A 15,154-nucleotide genomic window follows, 5' to 3' on the forward strand; every position below is an offset into this window, starting at 1 on the left:
GCATGACCGACGTGTCCCCGCTGATTGACGCCATGGGCCTCGCGCCCCACCCCGAGGGCGGCCACTACCGCCGCACGTGGACCGCGCCCGCGCAGGTGGACACTCCGCGCGGGAGCCGCCACAGTGCCTCCGCGATCATCTTCCTCCTCGACCGCGACGAGGAGGCCCGCTGGCACCTCGTCCACTCCGACGAACTGTGGATCTGGTCGGGGCCCGGCGCCCTCGAGGTGCACCTGGGAGGCAGTGGCGACGCACCCGAGGCCGACCCGCGCATCGTCACGCTGGGCTCTCCGGCGGGCACCGAGGCCTCCGATGCGAGCAACCCCGTGCAGATCCTCGTACCCGCCGGCACCTGGCAGCGCACCTTCGCCCGCGGCGACTACGCGCTGGCCACCTGCGTCGTCTCCCCCGAGTTCACCTTCGACGACTGGAAGCTCGCCGAGGGGGCCTAAGCCCGACGGCACACTGTCCCACGCCTCGAACGCACAGGGAACGATCGCATCACGGGAGGCCTTGAACGCGCGAGCACCCCGGTTCGGGCATAGGGTGAGACCATCCGCTCGACCAATACGGGCGGCTCGTTCCAAGGAGGAAACATGGGTCTGGAAGATCTGAAGAAGCAGGCTGAAGAGGGTCTCGAGAAGGCTAAGGAAACCTTCGGCGAGGAGAACGTCGAGAAGGCCGTCGAGGCTGCCAAGGACAAGGCGACCGAGGTCGTCTCCGATCTGAAGGACAAGTTCCAGAAGTGATCTGACGGGAGGGCCGGGCCGGCATGGCCCGGCCCTTTCGCATACCCACGCGGCACTGTGTCCCATCCCCCACCCCCGCGAAACCCCAACGATTCCAACGTTTCCCCAGCCCAGGCCTCGTTCCATTGTTTCGTGCATCGAAATGACGCCAGCGCATTGTGCGGCGCGCCTATACGCTCATCGAGTCAGACCCGCCCACAAGGCGGAATCCCCCACGTCACCGGGAGGCCCCATGCGCCGCTCTGTCCGTTCCCTCGCTGCCGTTGCCGCCATCGCGGCCCTCGGCCTGGCCGCCTGCACGGGCGGCACGAGCTCCTCTTCTTCCGCCGACGCCGAGCAGACCTACGGCCCCGGCGCCCTGCCGACCGTGACGGAAGGCAAGCTCACCGTCGCCACCTCCGATCCCGCCTACTCGCCGTGGATCCTGGACAACGACCCGGCCTCGGGCGAAGGCTACGAGTCCGCCGTCATCTACGCCCTGGCCGAGGAACTCGGCTACACCGCCGACAACGTCCAGTGGGTGCGCGCCACCTTCGACGCGTCGATCACCCCCGGCGCCAAGGACTGGGACCTGAACATTCAGCAGTTCTCCATCACCGACGAGCGTAAGAACGCCGTCGACTTCACGTCCCCGTACTACACGACCACCTCGGCGATCATCACCAAGGCTGGCACCCCGGCCGCCGACGCGAAGTCCATCGCTGACCTCAAGGACGTCCTCATCGGCGTCCAGGCGGGCACCACCTCGCAGCAGTTCGCTTCCGATCACCTCGAGCCCGGACTCACCCAGAAGCTGCAGATGTTCAACTCCTCCGACGACACGGTCCTGGCCCTGCAGACGGGCCGCGTGGACGCGATCGTCGTCGACCTGCCGACCGCGTTCTACATGGTCTCCGCGCAGATCGATGACGGCGTCATCATCGGCCAGTTCGACGACACGACGGGCGGCGAGGAATACGGCATCGTCCTGCCCAAGGGCTCCAAGCTGACCCCCACGGTCTCCGCCGCCGTCGATCGTCTGGCCTCATCCGGCAAGCTCGCCGAGCTGCAGGAAAAGTGGCTGAACGAGGCACAGAACGTGCCCACCCTCAAGTGAGGCTCCCACACTCATGAGTGACTACTCAAGTGACGCGGCGGCCACGCTCACCGTTTCGGCGGTGGAGCGTGGCCGTCGCGCTTATCGGCGCAAGCAGACGGTCCGGTCGATTCTCATCTCCCTGGCTTCCACGATTGTGGTCGCGGGAGTCCTCATCACCGTGGTCGTCAACTCCGACGGGTGGGAGGCCACCCGCAACACCTTCTTCAACGGCAAGTACTTCGTCGAAGCCTTCCCCCAGGTGCTTTCCGGCCTGTGGCTGAACATCCGCATCCTGCTGATCTCGGTGCTGGGCGTCGCCGTCTTCGCGACTCTGCTGGCGGCCGCGCGCACGCTGGCCGGTCCCGTGTTTTTCCCGATCCGCTTCCTGGCGGCGGCGTACACGGATATTTTCCGAGGCGTCCCCTTCCTGGTCGTCCTCTACCTGATCGGCTTCGGCATCCCCGCGCTCAACCCGACGACGCGTATCCCGACCGCGTTCCTGGGCACGGTCGCGCTGATCCTCACGTACTCCTCGTACGTCGCCGAGGTGCTGCGCGCAGGCCTGGACTCCGTGCACCCCTCCCAGCGTTACGCGGCCCGCTCGCTGGGCCTGTCCCACGGGCAGACGCTGCGCATGATCATCGTGCCGCAGGCGATCCGCAAGGTCACGCCGGCCCTCATGAACGACTTCATTTCCATGCAGAAGGACGTCGGCCTGATCTCGGTCCTGGGCGCGGTCGACGCGATCCGTTCGGCGCAGATGGTCCAGGCCAAGACCTACAACATGACGTCCTACGTCGTCGCCGGCCTGCTGTTCATCATCTTGTCGTTCCCCTTCATTCGCCTGTCGGACTGGTACACGGCCCGACTGCGTAAGCGCGAGCAGATGGGAGGCACCGTCTGATGTCGGTCCCCACGAATTACGAGGCCTCCCCCACCTCGGACAACACCACCCCGGTTCTGCGCGCCGTCGGCGTCGTCAAACGCTTCGGCGACAACGTCGTCCTGCGCGGCCTGGACCTGGACGTCGCTGCGCACGAGGTCGTGGTCCTCCTGGGCGCGTCGGGCTCGGGCAAGTCGACGCTGCTGCGCTGCGCGAACCTGCTGGAGCGGGTCGACGACGGCCAGATCTTTTTGGCCGGCGAGGACATCACGGACCCGCGCGCGAACGCGGATCAGATCCGCGCGCGCATTGGCGTCGTGTTCCAGCACTACAACCTGTTCCCGCACATGTCGGTGCTGGACAACGTGACGCTCGCGGCCCGCAAGGTGCACGGCTGGGAGAAGGACCGCGCACGCAAGCGCGGCATGGAGCTGTTGGACCGCATCGGCTTGAAGGACAAGGCGAAGGAGTACCCGGATCGCCTGTCGGGTGGCCAGCAGCAGCGCGTCGCCATCGCACGCGCGCTCGCCACGAACCCGGAGCTGCTCCTGCTGGACGAGATCACGGCGGCGCTGGACCCGGTGCTCGTCGGCGAGGTCCTCGACCTCGTTCGCGAGATCAAGGAACAGGGCTCGACCATCCTCATGGCGACGCACGAAATCAGCTTCGCCCGCCAGGCGGCCGACCGCGTTGTGTTCCTGCGGAATGGCCAGATCGTCGAGCAGGGCCCGCCCGAGCAGGTCATCGACAACCCGCGCGAGCAGGCCACCAGGGACTTCCTGGCGCGCATTCTGCACTGAGACACGGGAAACCGGAGGGGGGTGGCCAACTCATCGTTGGCCACCCCCCTTTGGGTTGTTTCAGCCGCTGTCCCTTGGCGCCTGAGCCTCGCTATGGGAGGCTGCGGCGCCCTACACCGGGGTGGCATGGGGGTTTTGCGCCATGCGAGGCGCTGCGTCGGCGTGTCGCCGGCGTGTCGCACCCCTGCATGGCGCAATTCCCCCCGTCGAGGGGCCTGCCTGAAGGGGGTGGCGCCCAAAACGCAGACCACCTCTGCAAAATACGGTGAAAAAGAGCTGTTTCGGGTGAAGTGGTCTGCGTTTTGAGCAATCCCGGGAGCGCAAACTGCTCGCGCGCGCGTCGGCGAGCACCCTAATTACCCATCCATTCCGGCATGGATCCTTTCAGGGGAAAGAGCTAGCTCACTCGCACCGCAAATGCTAAGGTATCTATACGTACGGATAATGTCCGTACGAGCGAAAGAGGAATTGATATGAGCACTGCAAAGACACAGCGTCTGGAACTACGCCTCACCGAGGAACAGAACACTCTCATTCGCAGCGCAGCCACATACACATCTCGCAGCATCAGCGATTTCGTCCTCTCCGCAGCCACATTGGAGGCAGAGCGACGTCTCGCCGACCAGCGCTTCTTCATTCTGAACGACGAGGACCACGCCCGCTTCGAAGAAATCCTTGCGGCCTCGCCGACGGACGATCCCAAGCTGCGCAAACTCTTTGATCGCCCCTCGCCCTTCGGCACTCACATCGACCTGAACACACCAAGCACCTCCGAGAACTGATGTACGTATCAGTCCTGCAAGAGCCGCGGCCTCTCGAGCGGAGGGACAACCGGTCACACTTCCAATCGGGCAACACTGAGATCGACGATTGGTTCCACCGATTTGCGTGGCAGAACCACCGAGCCGGAAACGCGCACGTCTTCGTCACAACGCAGGAACCAGAGACACTTGGTTTCTACGCCCTATCGATGGGGGCAGTGCAGCGCAGCACACTCCCAGATGCCCTCAAACCTGGCCAACGCCCGGAGCCATGCCCAGTTCTCCTCCTCGCGCGACTCGCCGTCGATCAGCGCGTGCAGGGACGAGGCATAGGCGCAGCTCTCCTCAAAGACGCACTCTTGCGAGCCTACAAGCTCAGCAATGAGGTGGGATTCGCTGCCCTCCTGGTCCACTGTGCCAACGACCAGGCGCGCGAGTTCTACCTCAGCCAGTCCTCACACTTTGTTCCCTGCCCGGGAGCGGAGAACCACCTGGTGTTGCCACTGCGCGGCCTGCGGGAGTTTATCGATACTCTGTAGCATCCAGCACCGAACGGCCTCAACACAACGCACAGGGCCCAGGATCCGCAGATCCTGGGCCCGAAGCGTTGTCAGTATGGAATCAGTTGGCGCCCGGCGTGATAACGACGGTGATCTCGGTGCTAATGCCGTCCGGATCGGTCAGGGTCACAGTGACCGGGTCGTCTTCCTCGCCCAGCGCACGCAGCGGGTGCAGGGTGACGATGTTCTTCTCGGACTTGCCGACCTCGAGGGCGGTCGGATCAGAAACATCGATCGTCCACTTGGCGGCCTTGTCGGAGTCGGCCAGCTTGATCTTCAGGTCGCGCTTCTCGGGGACCTTGATGCCGCTGTCGTCGATCTGAGCGATGGGACGCTCGACCGTCTTGACGTCCTTCGGGGTCACGTAGGAGTGAGCAGAATCGGAATCGGTGGCGCAGCCGGTCAGGGCGGTCACGCCCAGGCCGAGAGCCAGCACTGCAGTAAGGATGGAACGCTTGTTCATAAACACAATACTAAGCATCCATCCTCACAGATATGCATCACAAGGCCCATTTTGGGACGATGTCACAGCATCTTGCGTCACATGGACCAGACCAGCGCCCCCGATTCCACGTCCGCCCAGTACGAGCTGGCAAACTCCGCCCACTGCTGCGGGAACTGCAACTGCGGGCTGTGCGTGCCCCCTCGGATGATGCTCTCGCGGGCACCCAGGTCGGCGGCCTCCTCGGCGTACCACGAGGGCGGCCAGATCTCATCCTGGTCCCCGTACAGCACGTGCACGGGCACGCCCGTGGCCGCGAGCGCCGGGGTGTCGGGGCGCAGCTGGGAGAGGATGCGGGCGATACCCACCAGGTTTTCCGAGGCCGTATCCAGCGCGCGGATACGTTGAAATTCCGCCCATCCGACGCCGGGTTCCTCGAAGTTCATGTCCGGGAAGTAGGTGCGCAGCACCTGCTGGCGCGCGCCGGGACCCGTGGGCAGGGGGTCGAGGATCGGCAGGGTGTTCATCCAGTCGTAGACTGCGCGACCCGAACAGAACAGGGTGACGGAGGCGAAGAGGTCGGGGCGAGCGACGACGGCCGCGCGCGCGACGATACCGCCGAAAGAGTGGCCCACGAGGTGCACGCGACCCGTGGTCCCGGCCCAGGCCTCGGCGACGGCGATGAGGTCACCGACAAAGTCGCTCATCCCGTACGCGCCGAGGCCGGCGGGCGCGGCGGACCCGCCCTGGCCTCGTTGCGAGTAGGCGAGGACGTCCCATCCCGCCTCCCCAAGGAACGGCAGGACGGTCGAGTAGTCCTCCTTGGATCCCGTGTAGCCGGGGACGAGGAGCGCGCGGTTCTCCCCCGCGGCGCCCGGGGTCGACACCGCTGAGATAGCAGGCGTGCCGTCGACGAGGGCGGGGGTGCTCGGGCCGGTCAGCAGGCCACTGAGCTCGCCGGCCGGGGAAGGGACGGCGACGGGGGTGACGTTTGCTGCCAGCGCAAAAGGACCGAAAGGCTCTGTCTGTTTCACGCCCCCAATCGTAGAATGAACGCATGACAAACGAGACGATTGCGAGCCAGCTCGCCCACCGGACGATCCGCGCCTACAAGGACCAGCCCCTCACCGAGGAAGAGGTCACCACGCTGATGGACGTGGCTCGTCACACCGCCACGTCTTCGTTCCTGCAGTCCTGCACGGTCCTGCACATCACCGACCCGAAGGTGCGCGAGACGATCGGTGCTGCCTCCGGCCAGCCCTACGTGGGCGGCACGAAGGGCGACCTGTTCATCTTCGTCGCCGACCTGTACCGCAACAGCCGCATCCGCGCCGAGCAGGGCGTCTCCTCGGAGGCCCTAGGGTCGATCAACCTGTTCCTCACCGCCGTCGAGGACGCGCTCCTGGCCGCGCAGAACGTGGTCGTGGCCGCCGAGTCGATGGGCCTGGGCACCGTCTACCTCGGCTCGATCCTCGCCGATCCGCGCGGCGTCGTGAAGGCGCTCGAGCTGCCGGAGCTGACCTTCCCGATCGTCGGCCTGCTCGTCGGCCACCCGGACCAGGAACCCGGCCAGAAGCCACGTATGCCTCTGTCCGTCATGACCGCGAAGAACACGTACCCACGCGTCGAGTCCTACTCCGAGACGCTCGCCGACTACGACCGCGAGGTCACCGAATACTACGACCTGCGCTCGGGCTCGCGCCTCGAGTCCTTCACCCACCTAGTCGCCACCAACATCGGCGTGGGCGGCGCGCACGTCTCCCCCATCATGGAGGTCCTCCACGAGCAGGGCCTGTGCCTGCGCTGACTCTCCGTCTTTGACGAGGCCGTGGCCTCCCCTCGCGTTCAACCGCCCGGGGCGCCACGGCCTCGTCGCATGCTGTGCTTGTCGCGCGCTTACAATGAGCGCATGGCTGAGCTTGGTTTTTCCACCTACGTGTTTATCGAGCGCATCGCCGCGAACGCGGCCGCGCTGCACCCCTTCCCGGAGCACAACGTTGCACTCGTTCGGGACGCGCTGGCGGACGCCGGCTTCGACATCACGCTCCTCGGCCCAGACGCGCCGGAGGTCGGCGAGGGCGTGTACTTCCAGCCCGAACCCTTCGGTGACGAGGTCATGGGCCTCCTCGCGGACGCCCTCACTCTGCGCGGCATCGGCGCCTACGCCTACGCGCTCGTGGATTCATCGCTGGGCGGGGACCTGGCGGACATCGCGCTGTTCACCCGCGTGGGCGACATATTCCCCCGTCACGGCCGCCACATCCTCATGACGCGCATGTACATTCAGCGCACCCCCACGGGCGCGGGCAACAAGGCCGTGACCTGGGCGTTCGGCTCCCCCGCCGACCTGGAGGAGGCGAACCGTCTGCTATCGGAGAAGTTTGACACCGAGCCGGTCACGGACCCGCGCGGCATGGCCGCCATCGAGATCCGTCACCCCGAGTTCGCGGCGGGCACGGCCGAGCCGATGGTCCTCCTCGACGAGATCTTCCAGGTGCTGGGCGCCGCCGGCTTCGAAGGCATCACCATGTGCAACGACCCGGGCCAGCAGGCCCAGGGCTGACAGAGACAACAAGGGCCGCCGCGCAACCATCGTTGGTTGTGCGGCGGCCCTTTTGTCAAGGGTTTAGCGAATTGCCTCCATGACGCGCACGCCGTCGAGCACGCTCACGTAGGGCAGGGGGTTCACGCCGGACTCGAGGACGTACTCGGTGAGCTGGTCGCGCACGACCGCGCGCAGCTCGTCGGGGTTCCAGGGCTTGCCGATGTAGTAGTCCAGGCCCGCCTGGTTGACCGCTCGGATCGTGTCGGACTGGTCCGCCTGGCCGGTGACCAGGACCGTGCGGGTCGCACCGAAACGCTCGTCCTTCATGAGCTCCACGAGGAAGTCCACGCCCGACTTTCCGGGCAGGCGATGGTCGGACAGCACCAGCGCAAGCTCGTCCCCGTCTTCGACGATCTCGTCGATGACGGCCCACGCGTCGTCAACGTCCTCGGCGACTTCGAGCCGGATCTTGTCCCAGAACTGTTCAAGATCGCGCTCGAGTGCGTCGCGCACGTCTGCTTCGTCCTCAAGGGACAGGATTGTCAGGGTCATGATTCCTCCTCGTGTGGTTGGGCGGGCAGCGAGATCCGCATGATCGTGGATCCCGGGTGAGAGTCGATCGTGAGGGTGCCCCCATGATCGGCAATAATGCTTCGGACGATGGACATGCCCATGCCCAGGCCGAATCGGACGCGCCCCGCCTTGGTGGTGAAGTGGGGCTCCATAATCTTGTCGACGATTCCCGGATCGATGCCCGGGCCGTTGTCGTGGATGGTAACGCTCACGCCCTCGGGCGTGGGACGCACGGTGATGCGGATGAGGGCCTCGGCCTCGCCGCGGGCGGGCAGCTCGGGCACGCCGCCCGAAGCCTCGGCTGCCGCGACCAGGTCGGCGTTCTCATCCTCGATGGCCTCGGCAGCGTTGACGATGAGGTTCGTCCACACCTGCTGCAGCTTCGCCGGGTGCGCGTACACGGGCGGCACGTCCTCGTAGTCGCAGTCGATGCGAATGCCGCGCACCCTGTGGGCGGTCAGGCGCAGAACATCGTCGATGCCCTCGCGCACGTCCACGGGCTTGAGGTCCTCGGCGTCCGGGCGCGCGTAGCCCTTGAGGGACTGGGTCAGCTCAATGACGCGGTCGCCCGCGGCGAGCACCGAGCGCAGGGATCCGCCCAGGCGCGCCCCGGCCTCGTACGCGTCGATGCCGCCTGGGATCTGCGCGAGCGCACGCGCGCCGTCCGCCCCCTGGATCCCCGCGCGCACGAGGCGACGCGCGAGCGTGCGGTCACCGACGACGGGCAGGAGCTCCTTCATGAGGGCGCGCTCAACCGACGTGGAGCGCGGCGGTGCGGTGAGGGCGCGGGCCATCGCCTCCCTCGACGAGGCCGTGGCCGGTGCCGCGAGCGCGGCGTCGACATCCTCATGCAGGTGCTTGGCCGCGCGCACGAGGGCGGTCACCGGATTGTTGAGCTCGTGGGCGATGCCGGCGCTCAGCTCGCCAAGCATGGCGAAGCGCGCGCGTTCGACCAGCTCGGCGCGGGTGGCACGCAGGTCCTCGAGCGTGGCCGCCAGGGCCTCCTTCTGGGCCTCGAGGTCCTCGGCGAGCATCGCGTTTTGCAGGTGGAGGTCCTCGGCGCGCATGAGGCGGCGCGTCAGCGAGCGGATCGCGAGCGCGGTCAGGGTCGCGCCGATCGACGGGTCCTCAGAGATGACGATCTGGAGCTGCTCGGTCGTCAGGCGCACGAGCGTCGCCTCGGTCGCCGTCTCGCCCGTGAAGAACGCGTCCTCCGCGCGGGCCAACGACACGAGGCCGATGAGAGGGCCCGACGAGGCCAGGTGCGCCAGGACCTCACCCTGCGCCGAATCCCTGTGGAGCGACACCTGCCCGTCGAGCACCAGGTAGACGGCGCCCACCGGCTCGCCCTGGGTCACCAGCTGTATCCCCTCGGGAACGATGAGCCGAGGCCTCTGGCCGAGCACTCGCTCGACGCCGGCGAGGAGCTCCATGACGACCTCGTGCTCGTCGCGGTCCAGGCCCTCCAGGAGCGGGCCCTGCACGGCGAAAGGCGGCGGATCAGCGATGAGCGAGCGGATCTGCCTATCCGAATAGCCGCACCCCTGCAGGTATCGCACCATCGTCGAATAGGCCTGGCCTGCCAGCAGGGGAACCGTCCACGGGGACTTGAGGACCGAGGCGAGCGCGCATGACTGCATGCACCGGGCCAGGTCGCGGTGCTCGGGCTTATCCGTCACCACCACCCACTGCATGCGCTGCAGCGCCGGGAAAGTCCTCGCACGGTCAATGAGCGCATCAATATCGTCGACCTCGGAGGTCACCAGGCCCATCAGCACATGGTCGCCCGGGTTCAGGCTGGCCTCGTAGGCGGCCAGGTCCTCAATCTCGTCGATGCGATCCAGGCACAGGCCCGGGAATGCGTGCGCTAGATCCCTCGTAACGGGCGCGGCAATCGAGCGCGAGTCGTCGCCTACGACCAGCATGTGAATCGGGTAGCCGGCTCGGTGCCCGCCGCTGCGCACATCCGTGCGAGCCAGCACCGAGGCGTCCTCCGCCGCCGGCCCCTGCGTCCACCCGCGGGCCAGCCCCGGCCGGGGGCGCGCCGCCCCCGAACCGACCATGGCCTCGTCCCCGGACACGTCACATCACCCCAATGAATCCCCAGGTCAGCGGCGCGATGAACGCCAGGAGGATGATGCCCACAACGCCCACCACGATGCCGACAATCGCCATCTCGCGGGTCGGGGTCGTGCCCGTCGAGTAAGCGATCGCGTTCGGCGGGGTCGAGATCGGCAGGCACATGCCGAGCGAGCAACCCAGGGCGATGACGATGGCGATCTCGGCGGCGCTCGTGGAGACCGTCGTCGCCAGGCCCATACCCATGGGGATCAGGAGGTTCGCGGACGCGGAGTGCGAAATGACGTTCGAGGTCACCCAACCCACGAGGGCCAGCACGAAGATCAGGAGGATACCGGGGATCGAGGCCCACTGGATCGAGCCGAGCATCCACTTGTCGAGACCCGTCGCGGCCACGCCCGACCCCAGCGCAATACCGCCCGCGACCAGCCACAGGACCGGCCAGTCCAGGGCGCGCAGGTCGTCGCCGCTCATCACCTTCGTCATCAGAAGGACCACGACCGGCAGGAAGCCCACGACGTTGGCAGAAATGTGGTGCAGCGACTCCGTCATCCACAGGAGGATCGTCAGACCCGCCACCGAGTAGAAGATGATCGCGCTGCGCGACTTCTCGAAGCGCGCCGACGTATCAATGTCGAACTTGGCGTCGCTGGGGATGTAGCGCCACGCGATGAACGCCCACGACAGAGCCAGGAGCACCAGCATGAGCGGGACGGCCGCGAGCATCCACTGCAGGAAGGTCACCTTCACGCCCGCGTTCTCCAGGGCACCCAGAGCGATCGCGTTCGGGGGCGTTCCGACCGGCGTGCCCATGCCGCCGACGTTCGCGGCGACCGGGATCGACAGGGCGATACCGGTGCGCGCCTTACCCTCGGGCAGAGCCATGATGACGGGCATCATGACGGCGAACATCGTTGCCGTGGTTGCCGTGTTCGACATGAACATACTCATGATCGCGGTGATCAGCATGACGCCCATGACGGTCAGGCGCGGCTTGCCCATGAAGGGCTTGAGGAGGACGGCAGACAGGGCGCGGTCGAGCTTGTACTTGGCGGCGCCGTCGGCCACCATGAAGCCGCCCAGGAACAGGATGATAACCGGGTTAGCCAGGGCACCGAAGAACTTCGTGTAGGCCGGAGCGCCCTCACCCACACTCAGCAGCGCGTGGTCCGAGATGAACAGGACCTCCAGGAAGATAACGAGGACGGCCGTGCCCGCGAGCGGCACTGCCTCCGTCACCCACAGCAGAATCGCCGCCAGGAAGATGCCGAACATGCGCGTACCGGCCACATCGAGGCCGGGTAGCTGCACGAACAGGCAGGTCACGATGCACGCCAGCGCCGCTACGGCGCCGAATACCTTGACCGGGCTGATTGATTGCTTCTTCTTCGAGAAATCTGCCGGTCGCGTGGACATATTCTGAGCGGAGCGCGGATTGATTGACACCGCGCCCTTGGAGCGTCGAGCCATTATGTGAAGACCTCATCGTCTTGCGTGGATAGTGTCCGACCAGTGTATGCCAGCACACACAAAAAGGGAAACCGGGGTGGGGCTTCCCGATGCCCCACCCCGGCTTGACGCTCACGCGTTCAGTCGGTCCTCGCGTGACCCCCTTCTCGGCCCCGGCCTCGTCGATGTCGTAGCCCGTCGGGAGGGCACCCGGACGCGCCGGCTCCCACCCGAGCGCGGGGGCCACGTACTCCACGAAGTTGCGGATAATCGACCAGTTTTCCTCGAATCCGAGCTGGTTGGGGATCGTCAGGAGGAGGGTGTCAGCCTCCGCGAGGGCGCGGTCCTGGCTTAGCTGCTTGATGAGCGTCGAGGGCGGTGTGGCCGTCGGCGATCAGGTCCAGGGCTGCGGCCTCCTCGGCGAGATAGAGGGGGTTCTCGTAGCGCATGTCTGAGTTATGGCGTTGGACGGAACACCTATTGCTTGCGGGCACGCGCAGCCCGCAGTCCGTTGGCGATGACGACGACTTCGGCGACCTCGTGCACGAGGACGACCGCTGCCAGGCCGAGCACGCCGGTGATCGCCAGCGGCAGCAGCACAGTGATGATCGCCAAGGACAGAACGATGTTCTGGTTGATGATCCTGCCGCCGCGGCGGGCGTGGCGCAGAGCCTGCGGGATGAGGCCGAGGTCGTGGCCGGTGAAGGCGACGTCGGCGGACTCGATCGCGGCGTCGGAGCCGGTCGCGCCCATCGCGATGCCCACGGTCGCCCCGGCCAGGGCGGGCGCGTCGTTGATGCCATCGCCGATCATCGCAGTCGGCGACGTCTCCGAGAACCCGGCGACGATACGAGCCTTGTCCTCGGGACGCAGCTCGGCGTGCACGTCGCCGATCCCGGCCAGCTTCGCCAGCGCAGCAGCGGTGCGGGAGTTGTCGCCGGTGAGCATGCTCACCTCGACGCCCTGGTCGCGCAGGGTCCGCACGACCTCGGGGACCTCGGGGCGCAGCTCGTCGCGGACGCCGATCGCACCGGCCAGGAAGCCGTCGACGGTGACGAGCACGCAGGTCTGCCCCTCGGCCTCCAGGTCTTCGACCCGGGCCTTGAGCGGACCGGCGTCAATCCAGCGCGGACTGCCCACCGCCACCCTGCGGCCGTCGACCAGGCCACCGATGCCGTGCCCGGCCTCCTCGGCCACGTCCTGCGCGGCGGGGGTTCCCCGGCCCGCGGCGGCGATGGCGGCGGCGAGTGGGTGCGTCGAGTGCTGCTCCACTGCGGCAGCCCAAGCAAGCACCTGTGCATCGTCGAACCCATGGGCGGCGACGATGGCGGTTACCTCGGGCCGGTTGCGGGTCAGAGTGCCGGTCTTGTCCACGGCCAGGTGCCGGATACCGCCGAGGCGCTCGAAGGCGGCCCCGCTCTTGATGACGACGCCGAACTTGGTCGCCGCACCGATCGCGGAGACCACGGTGACGGGCACCGCGATCGCCATCGCGCAGGGGCTGGCCGCGACGAGGACGACCAGGGCGCGGGTGATCCAGGTCTCCGGGTCACCGAGCAGGGACCCGAGCACGCCGACGAGGACAGCGAGGACCATCACGCCGGGCACCAGCGGGCGGGCGATCCGGTCAGCGATCCGGGCTCGGTCGCCCTTCTCGGCCTGGGCCTGCTCTACCAGCTCCACGATCGTGGTCAGTGAGTTGTCGGTGCCCGCGGCGGTCGCCTCGACCTCCAGCACGCCGGCGCTGTTGATCGCGCCCGCCGACACCGCTTCTCCGGGCGCGACCTCGACCGGGATCGATTCACCCGTGATCGCCGAAGTGTCCAGGCTCGACCGGCCCGAGCGGACCAGCCCATCGGTCGCGACCCGCTCGCCAGGGCGGACCAGCAGCACGTCGCCGACGGCGATCTCCCTGGCCGGGACCGAGGCGGAGGTCCCGTCGCGCAGCACGGTCGCGGTCTCCGGCACGAGCTTCAGCAGCGCGCGCAGCCCGCCGCGGGCGCGGTCCATCGCCTTGTCCTCCAGGGCCTCGGCGATCGAGAAGAGGAACGCCAGCGCGGCCGCCTCCTCGACGTAGCCGAGGATCACCGCGCCCACGGCGCTGATCGTCATCAGCAGCGCGATCCCGAGCTTGCGCTTCACAACGAGATTCCGAATCGCACCGGGCACGAACGTGTACGCGCCCAGCAGCAGGCCCGCCCAGAACGCGACCAGCGCCGCGATGTGCAGCCCCGACCACTCCAGCGCCAGGCCAGTGCCGAACGCGACGCCGGAGAGGATCGGCACGACCAGGCCGGGATCACGCCACCACGGGCGCTCTACCTCCTCTGCCTCGTCCGCGGGACTGGTCGTCGGCTCGTCGCAGCCGCAGGCGGCGCTCACGAGGCGTCCCCCGAACTGCTCGCGGCGCAGCAGCCTGGCACCGAGCAGGCTGGGTCGATGCACGGCGCGCTCTCGTCCACGGCGAGGGTCACATCGACCAGTGCCGTCAGCGCCGCGGCCAGGTGCGGGTCGGCGATCTCGTAGCGAGTCTGGCGGCCCTCGGGCTCGGCGACCACGATCCCGCAGTCGCGCAGGCAGGTCAGGTGGTTGGACACGTTCGAGCGGGTCAGCCCCAGCTCGCGCGAGAGCACCGCGGGGTGGCTCGGGCCGTCAAGCAGGGACATCAGGATCCGGGAACGCGTCGGGTCGGCCATGGCCCGGCCGAGCCGGTTCATGACGTCGAGGCGCGAAGCAATGGTCAGCATGCACTGAACTATACAGCAGCCGCTGACCTAATGTCCAGTTGTCGCGGCTGCCGCACGCGCTGCGCGCGCTTGCGGCGCTCGGCTCGGCCGGGCCGTCACCAAACGGGGGAAATGGCGTCATTAGAGGTACGACACGCCGGCGACACGCCGCCAACCAGCTTCTAATGCTGCAAAACCCCCACCGCAGCCAGCCTCGTGCGCCACATCGCCTACAAGACCTGGGCGCAGGGCCGATTGGCGCGAAAGAACTCGCCCAACACAGCCCCTTCAGCAGCATTTCCGCGAAAAGTTCGCCCAGCAAGCGTAAAAACGCCAATTTTGAGCCATTGTGAGCGCGCAGGGCGAACTTTTTCGCGCTCACGCACACATCAGGCCACGCCGGGCGAAGTAGCGTCCCGCATAGTGGTGTAACCGTGTGGTGGTCGGCCTGTTTGATATGGGTGCGGTCACCGTGTGATCCTTCGAGAAAGCTCTCTACTTCTGACTCG

17 protein-coding genes are annotated in these 15,154 nt (G+C 67.1%); 9 read left to right on the forward strand and 8 right to left on the reverse strand.

All coding sequences use genetic code 11. The annotated features are described in order from the left end of the window. Positions 1-2: 2 nt before the first annotated feature. The 7 genes from CYJ22_RS09710 to CYJ22_RS09735 all read left to right on the forward strand — a co-directional run bounded on the left by CYJ22_RS09710 (position 3) and on the right by CYJ22_RS09735 (position 4,810). On the forward strand, positions 3-452 hold the full coding sequence (locus tag CYJ22_RS09710; protein WP_101602465.1) for a cupin domain-containing protein: 450 nt from the start codon (positions 3-5) through the stop codon (positions 450-452). A 144-nt stretch (positions 453-596) separates the two neighbouring features. After that, the gene (locus tag CYJ22_RS10215) at positions 597-749 is read left to right on the forward strand and encodes a hypothetical protein (RefSeq protein ID WP_003797040.1); all 153 of its coding nucleotides are present in this window, start codon (positions 597-599) and stop codon (positions 747-749) included. Between the two features lie 232 nt (positions 750-981). Beyond that, positions 982-1,845 carry an ABC transporter substrate-binding protein gene (locus CYJ22_RS09715; protein ID WP_101602466.1) on the forward strand — a complete coding sequence of 288 codons (864 nt, stop codon included), beginning with the start codon at positions 982-984 and terminating at the stop codon, positions 1,843-1,845. Between the two features lie 13 nt (positions 1,846-1,858). Continuing rightward, positions 1,859-2,731, forward strand: a complete 873-nt coding sequence (locus tag CYJ22_RS09720; RefSeq protein WP_007587517.1) for an amino acid ABC transporter permease — start codon at positions 1,859-1,861, stop codon at positions 2,729-2,731. Beyond that, entirely contained in the window at positions 2,731-3,510 is a 780-nt protein-coding gene (locus CYJ22_RS09725; protein WP_101602467.1) for an amino acid ABC transporter ATP-binding protein, read from the forward strand. The genes CYJ22_RS09720 and CYJ22_RS09725 overlap by 1 nt, the downstream gene beginning before the upstream one ends. A gap of 473 nt (positions 3,511-3,983) precedes the next feature. Further along, a complete protein-coding gene (locus CYJ22_RS09730; protein WP_007587511.1) occupies positions 3,984-4,292 on the forward strand; it encodes a DUF1778 domain-containing protein in 309 nt (102 codons plus the stop codon). Continuing rightward, positions 4,292-4,810 (forward strand): GNAT family N-acetyltransferase, encoded by a 519-nt coding sequence (locus CYJ22_RS09735; protein ID WP_101602468.1) that lies wholly within the window; start codon positions 4,292-4,294, stop codon positions 4,808-4,810. The genes CYJ22_RS09730 and CYJ22_RS09735 overlap by 1 nt, the downstream gene beginning before the upstream one ends. An 82-nt stretch (positions 4,811-4,892) precedes the next feature. Here the strand turns inward: CYJ22_RS09735 and CYJ22_RS09740 are convergent, their stop codons facing one another. Continuing rightward, positions 4,893-5,312 carry a hypothetical protein gene (locus CYJ22_RS09740; protein ID WP_034496004.1) on the reverse strand — a complete coding sequence of 140 codons (420 nt, stop codon included), beginning with the start codon at positions 5,310-5,312 and terminating at the stop codon, positions 4,893-4,895. A 59-nt stretch (positions 5,313-5,371) separates the two neighbouring features. After that, entirely contained in the window at positions 5,372-6,307 is a 936-nt protein-coding gene (locus tag CYJ22_RS09745) for an alpha/beta fold hydrolase (RefSeq protein WP_101602469.1), read from the reverse strand. 23 nt (positions 6,308-6,330) lie between these two features. On the opposite strand from CYJ22_RS09745, the gene CYJ22_RS09750 reads away from it, so the two are divergent. Beyond that, the gene (locus tag CYJ22_RS09750; RefSeq protein ID WP_101602470.1) at positions 6,331-7,080 is read left to right on the forward strand and encodes an NADPH-dependent oxidoreductase; all 750 of its coding nucleotides are present in this window, start codon (positions 6,331-6,333) and stop codon (positions 7,078-7,080) included. A 102-nt stretch (positions 7,081-7,182) separates the two neighbouring features. Further along, entirely contained in the window at positions 7,183-7,836 is a 654-nt protein-coding gene (locus tag CYJ22_RS09755; protein ID WP_101602471.1) for a hypothetical protein, read from the forward strand. A gap of 63 nt (positions 7,837-7,899) precedes the next feature. On the opposite strand, the gene CYJ22_RS09760 is transcribed toward CYJ22_RS09755, so the two are convergent. From CYJ22_RS09760 to cmtR, 6 genes are all read right to left on the reverse strand, one after another. Continuing rightward, a complete protein-coding gene (locus CYJ22_RS09760) occupies positions 7,900-8,370 on the reverse strand; it encodes a response regulator (protein WP_007588139.1) in 471 nt (156 codons plus the stop codon). Continuing rightward, positions 8,367-10,454, reverse strand: a complete 2,088-nt coding sequence (locus tag CYJ22_RS09765; protein ID WP_101602473.1) for a sensor histidine kinase — start codon at positions 10,452-10,454, stop codon at positions 8,367-8,369. The genes CYJ22_RS09760 and CYJ22_RS09765 overlap by 4 nt, the downstream gene beginning before the upstream one ends. A gap of 19 nt (positions 10,455-10,473) precedes the next feature. Then, positions 10,474-11,886: an SLC13 family permease gene (locus CYJ22_RS09770; protein WP_101602474.1), complete on the reverse strand. Its 1,413-nt coding sequence runs from the start codon at positions 11,884-11,886 to the stop codon at positions 10,474-10,476. A gap of 356 nt (positions 11,887-12,242) precedes the next feature. After that, on the reverse strand, positions 12,243-12,368 hold the full coding sequence (locus tag CYJ22_RS10400; RefSeq protein ID WP_279354684.1) for a hypothetical protein: 126 nt from the start codon (positions 12,366-12,368) through the stop codon (positions 12,243-12,245). Positions 12,369-12,396: 28 nt separating this feature from the next. Then, entirely contained in the window at positions 12,397-14,301 is a 1,905-nt protein-coding gene (locus CYJ22_RS09785; protein WP_007588136.1) for a heavy metal translocating P-type ATPase, read from the reverse strand. Next, positions 14,298-14,666: a Cd(II)/Pb(II)-sensing metalloregulatory transcriptional regulator CmtR gene (gene cmtR / locus CYJ22_RS09790; protein ID WP_007588138.1), complete on the reverse strand. Its 369-nt coding sequence runs from the start codon at positions 14,664-14,666 to the stop codon at positions 14,298-14,300. The genes CYJ22_RS09785 and cmtR overlap by 4 nt, the downstream gene beginning before the upstream one ends. Positions 14,667-15,154 lie beyond the last annotated feature (488 nt).

Origin of the sequence: Schaalia odontolytica (assembly GCF_002847525.1) — a bacterium.
GTDB classification, from domain to species: domain Bacteria; phylum Actinomycetota; class Actinomycetes; order Actinomycetales; family Actinomycetaceae; genus Pauljensenia; species Pauljensenia odontolytica_B.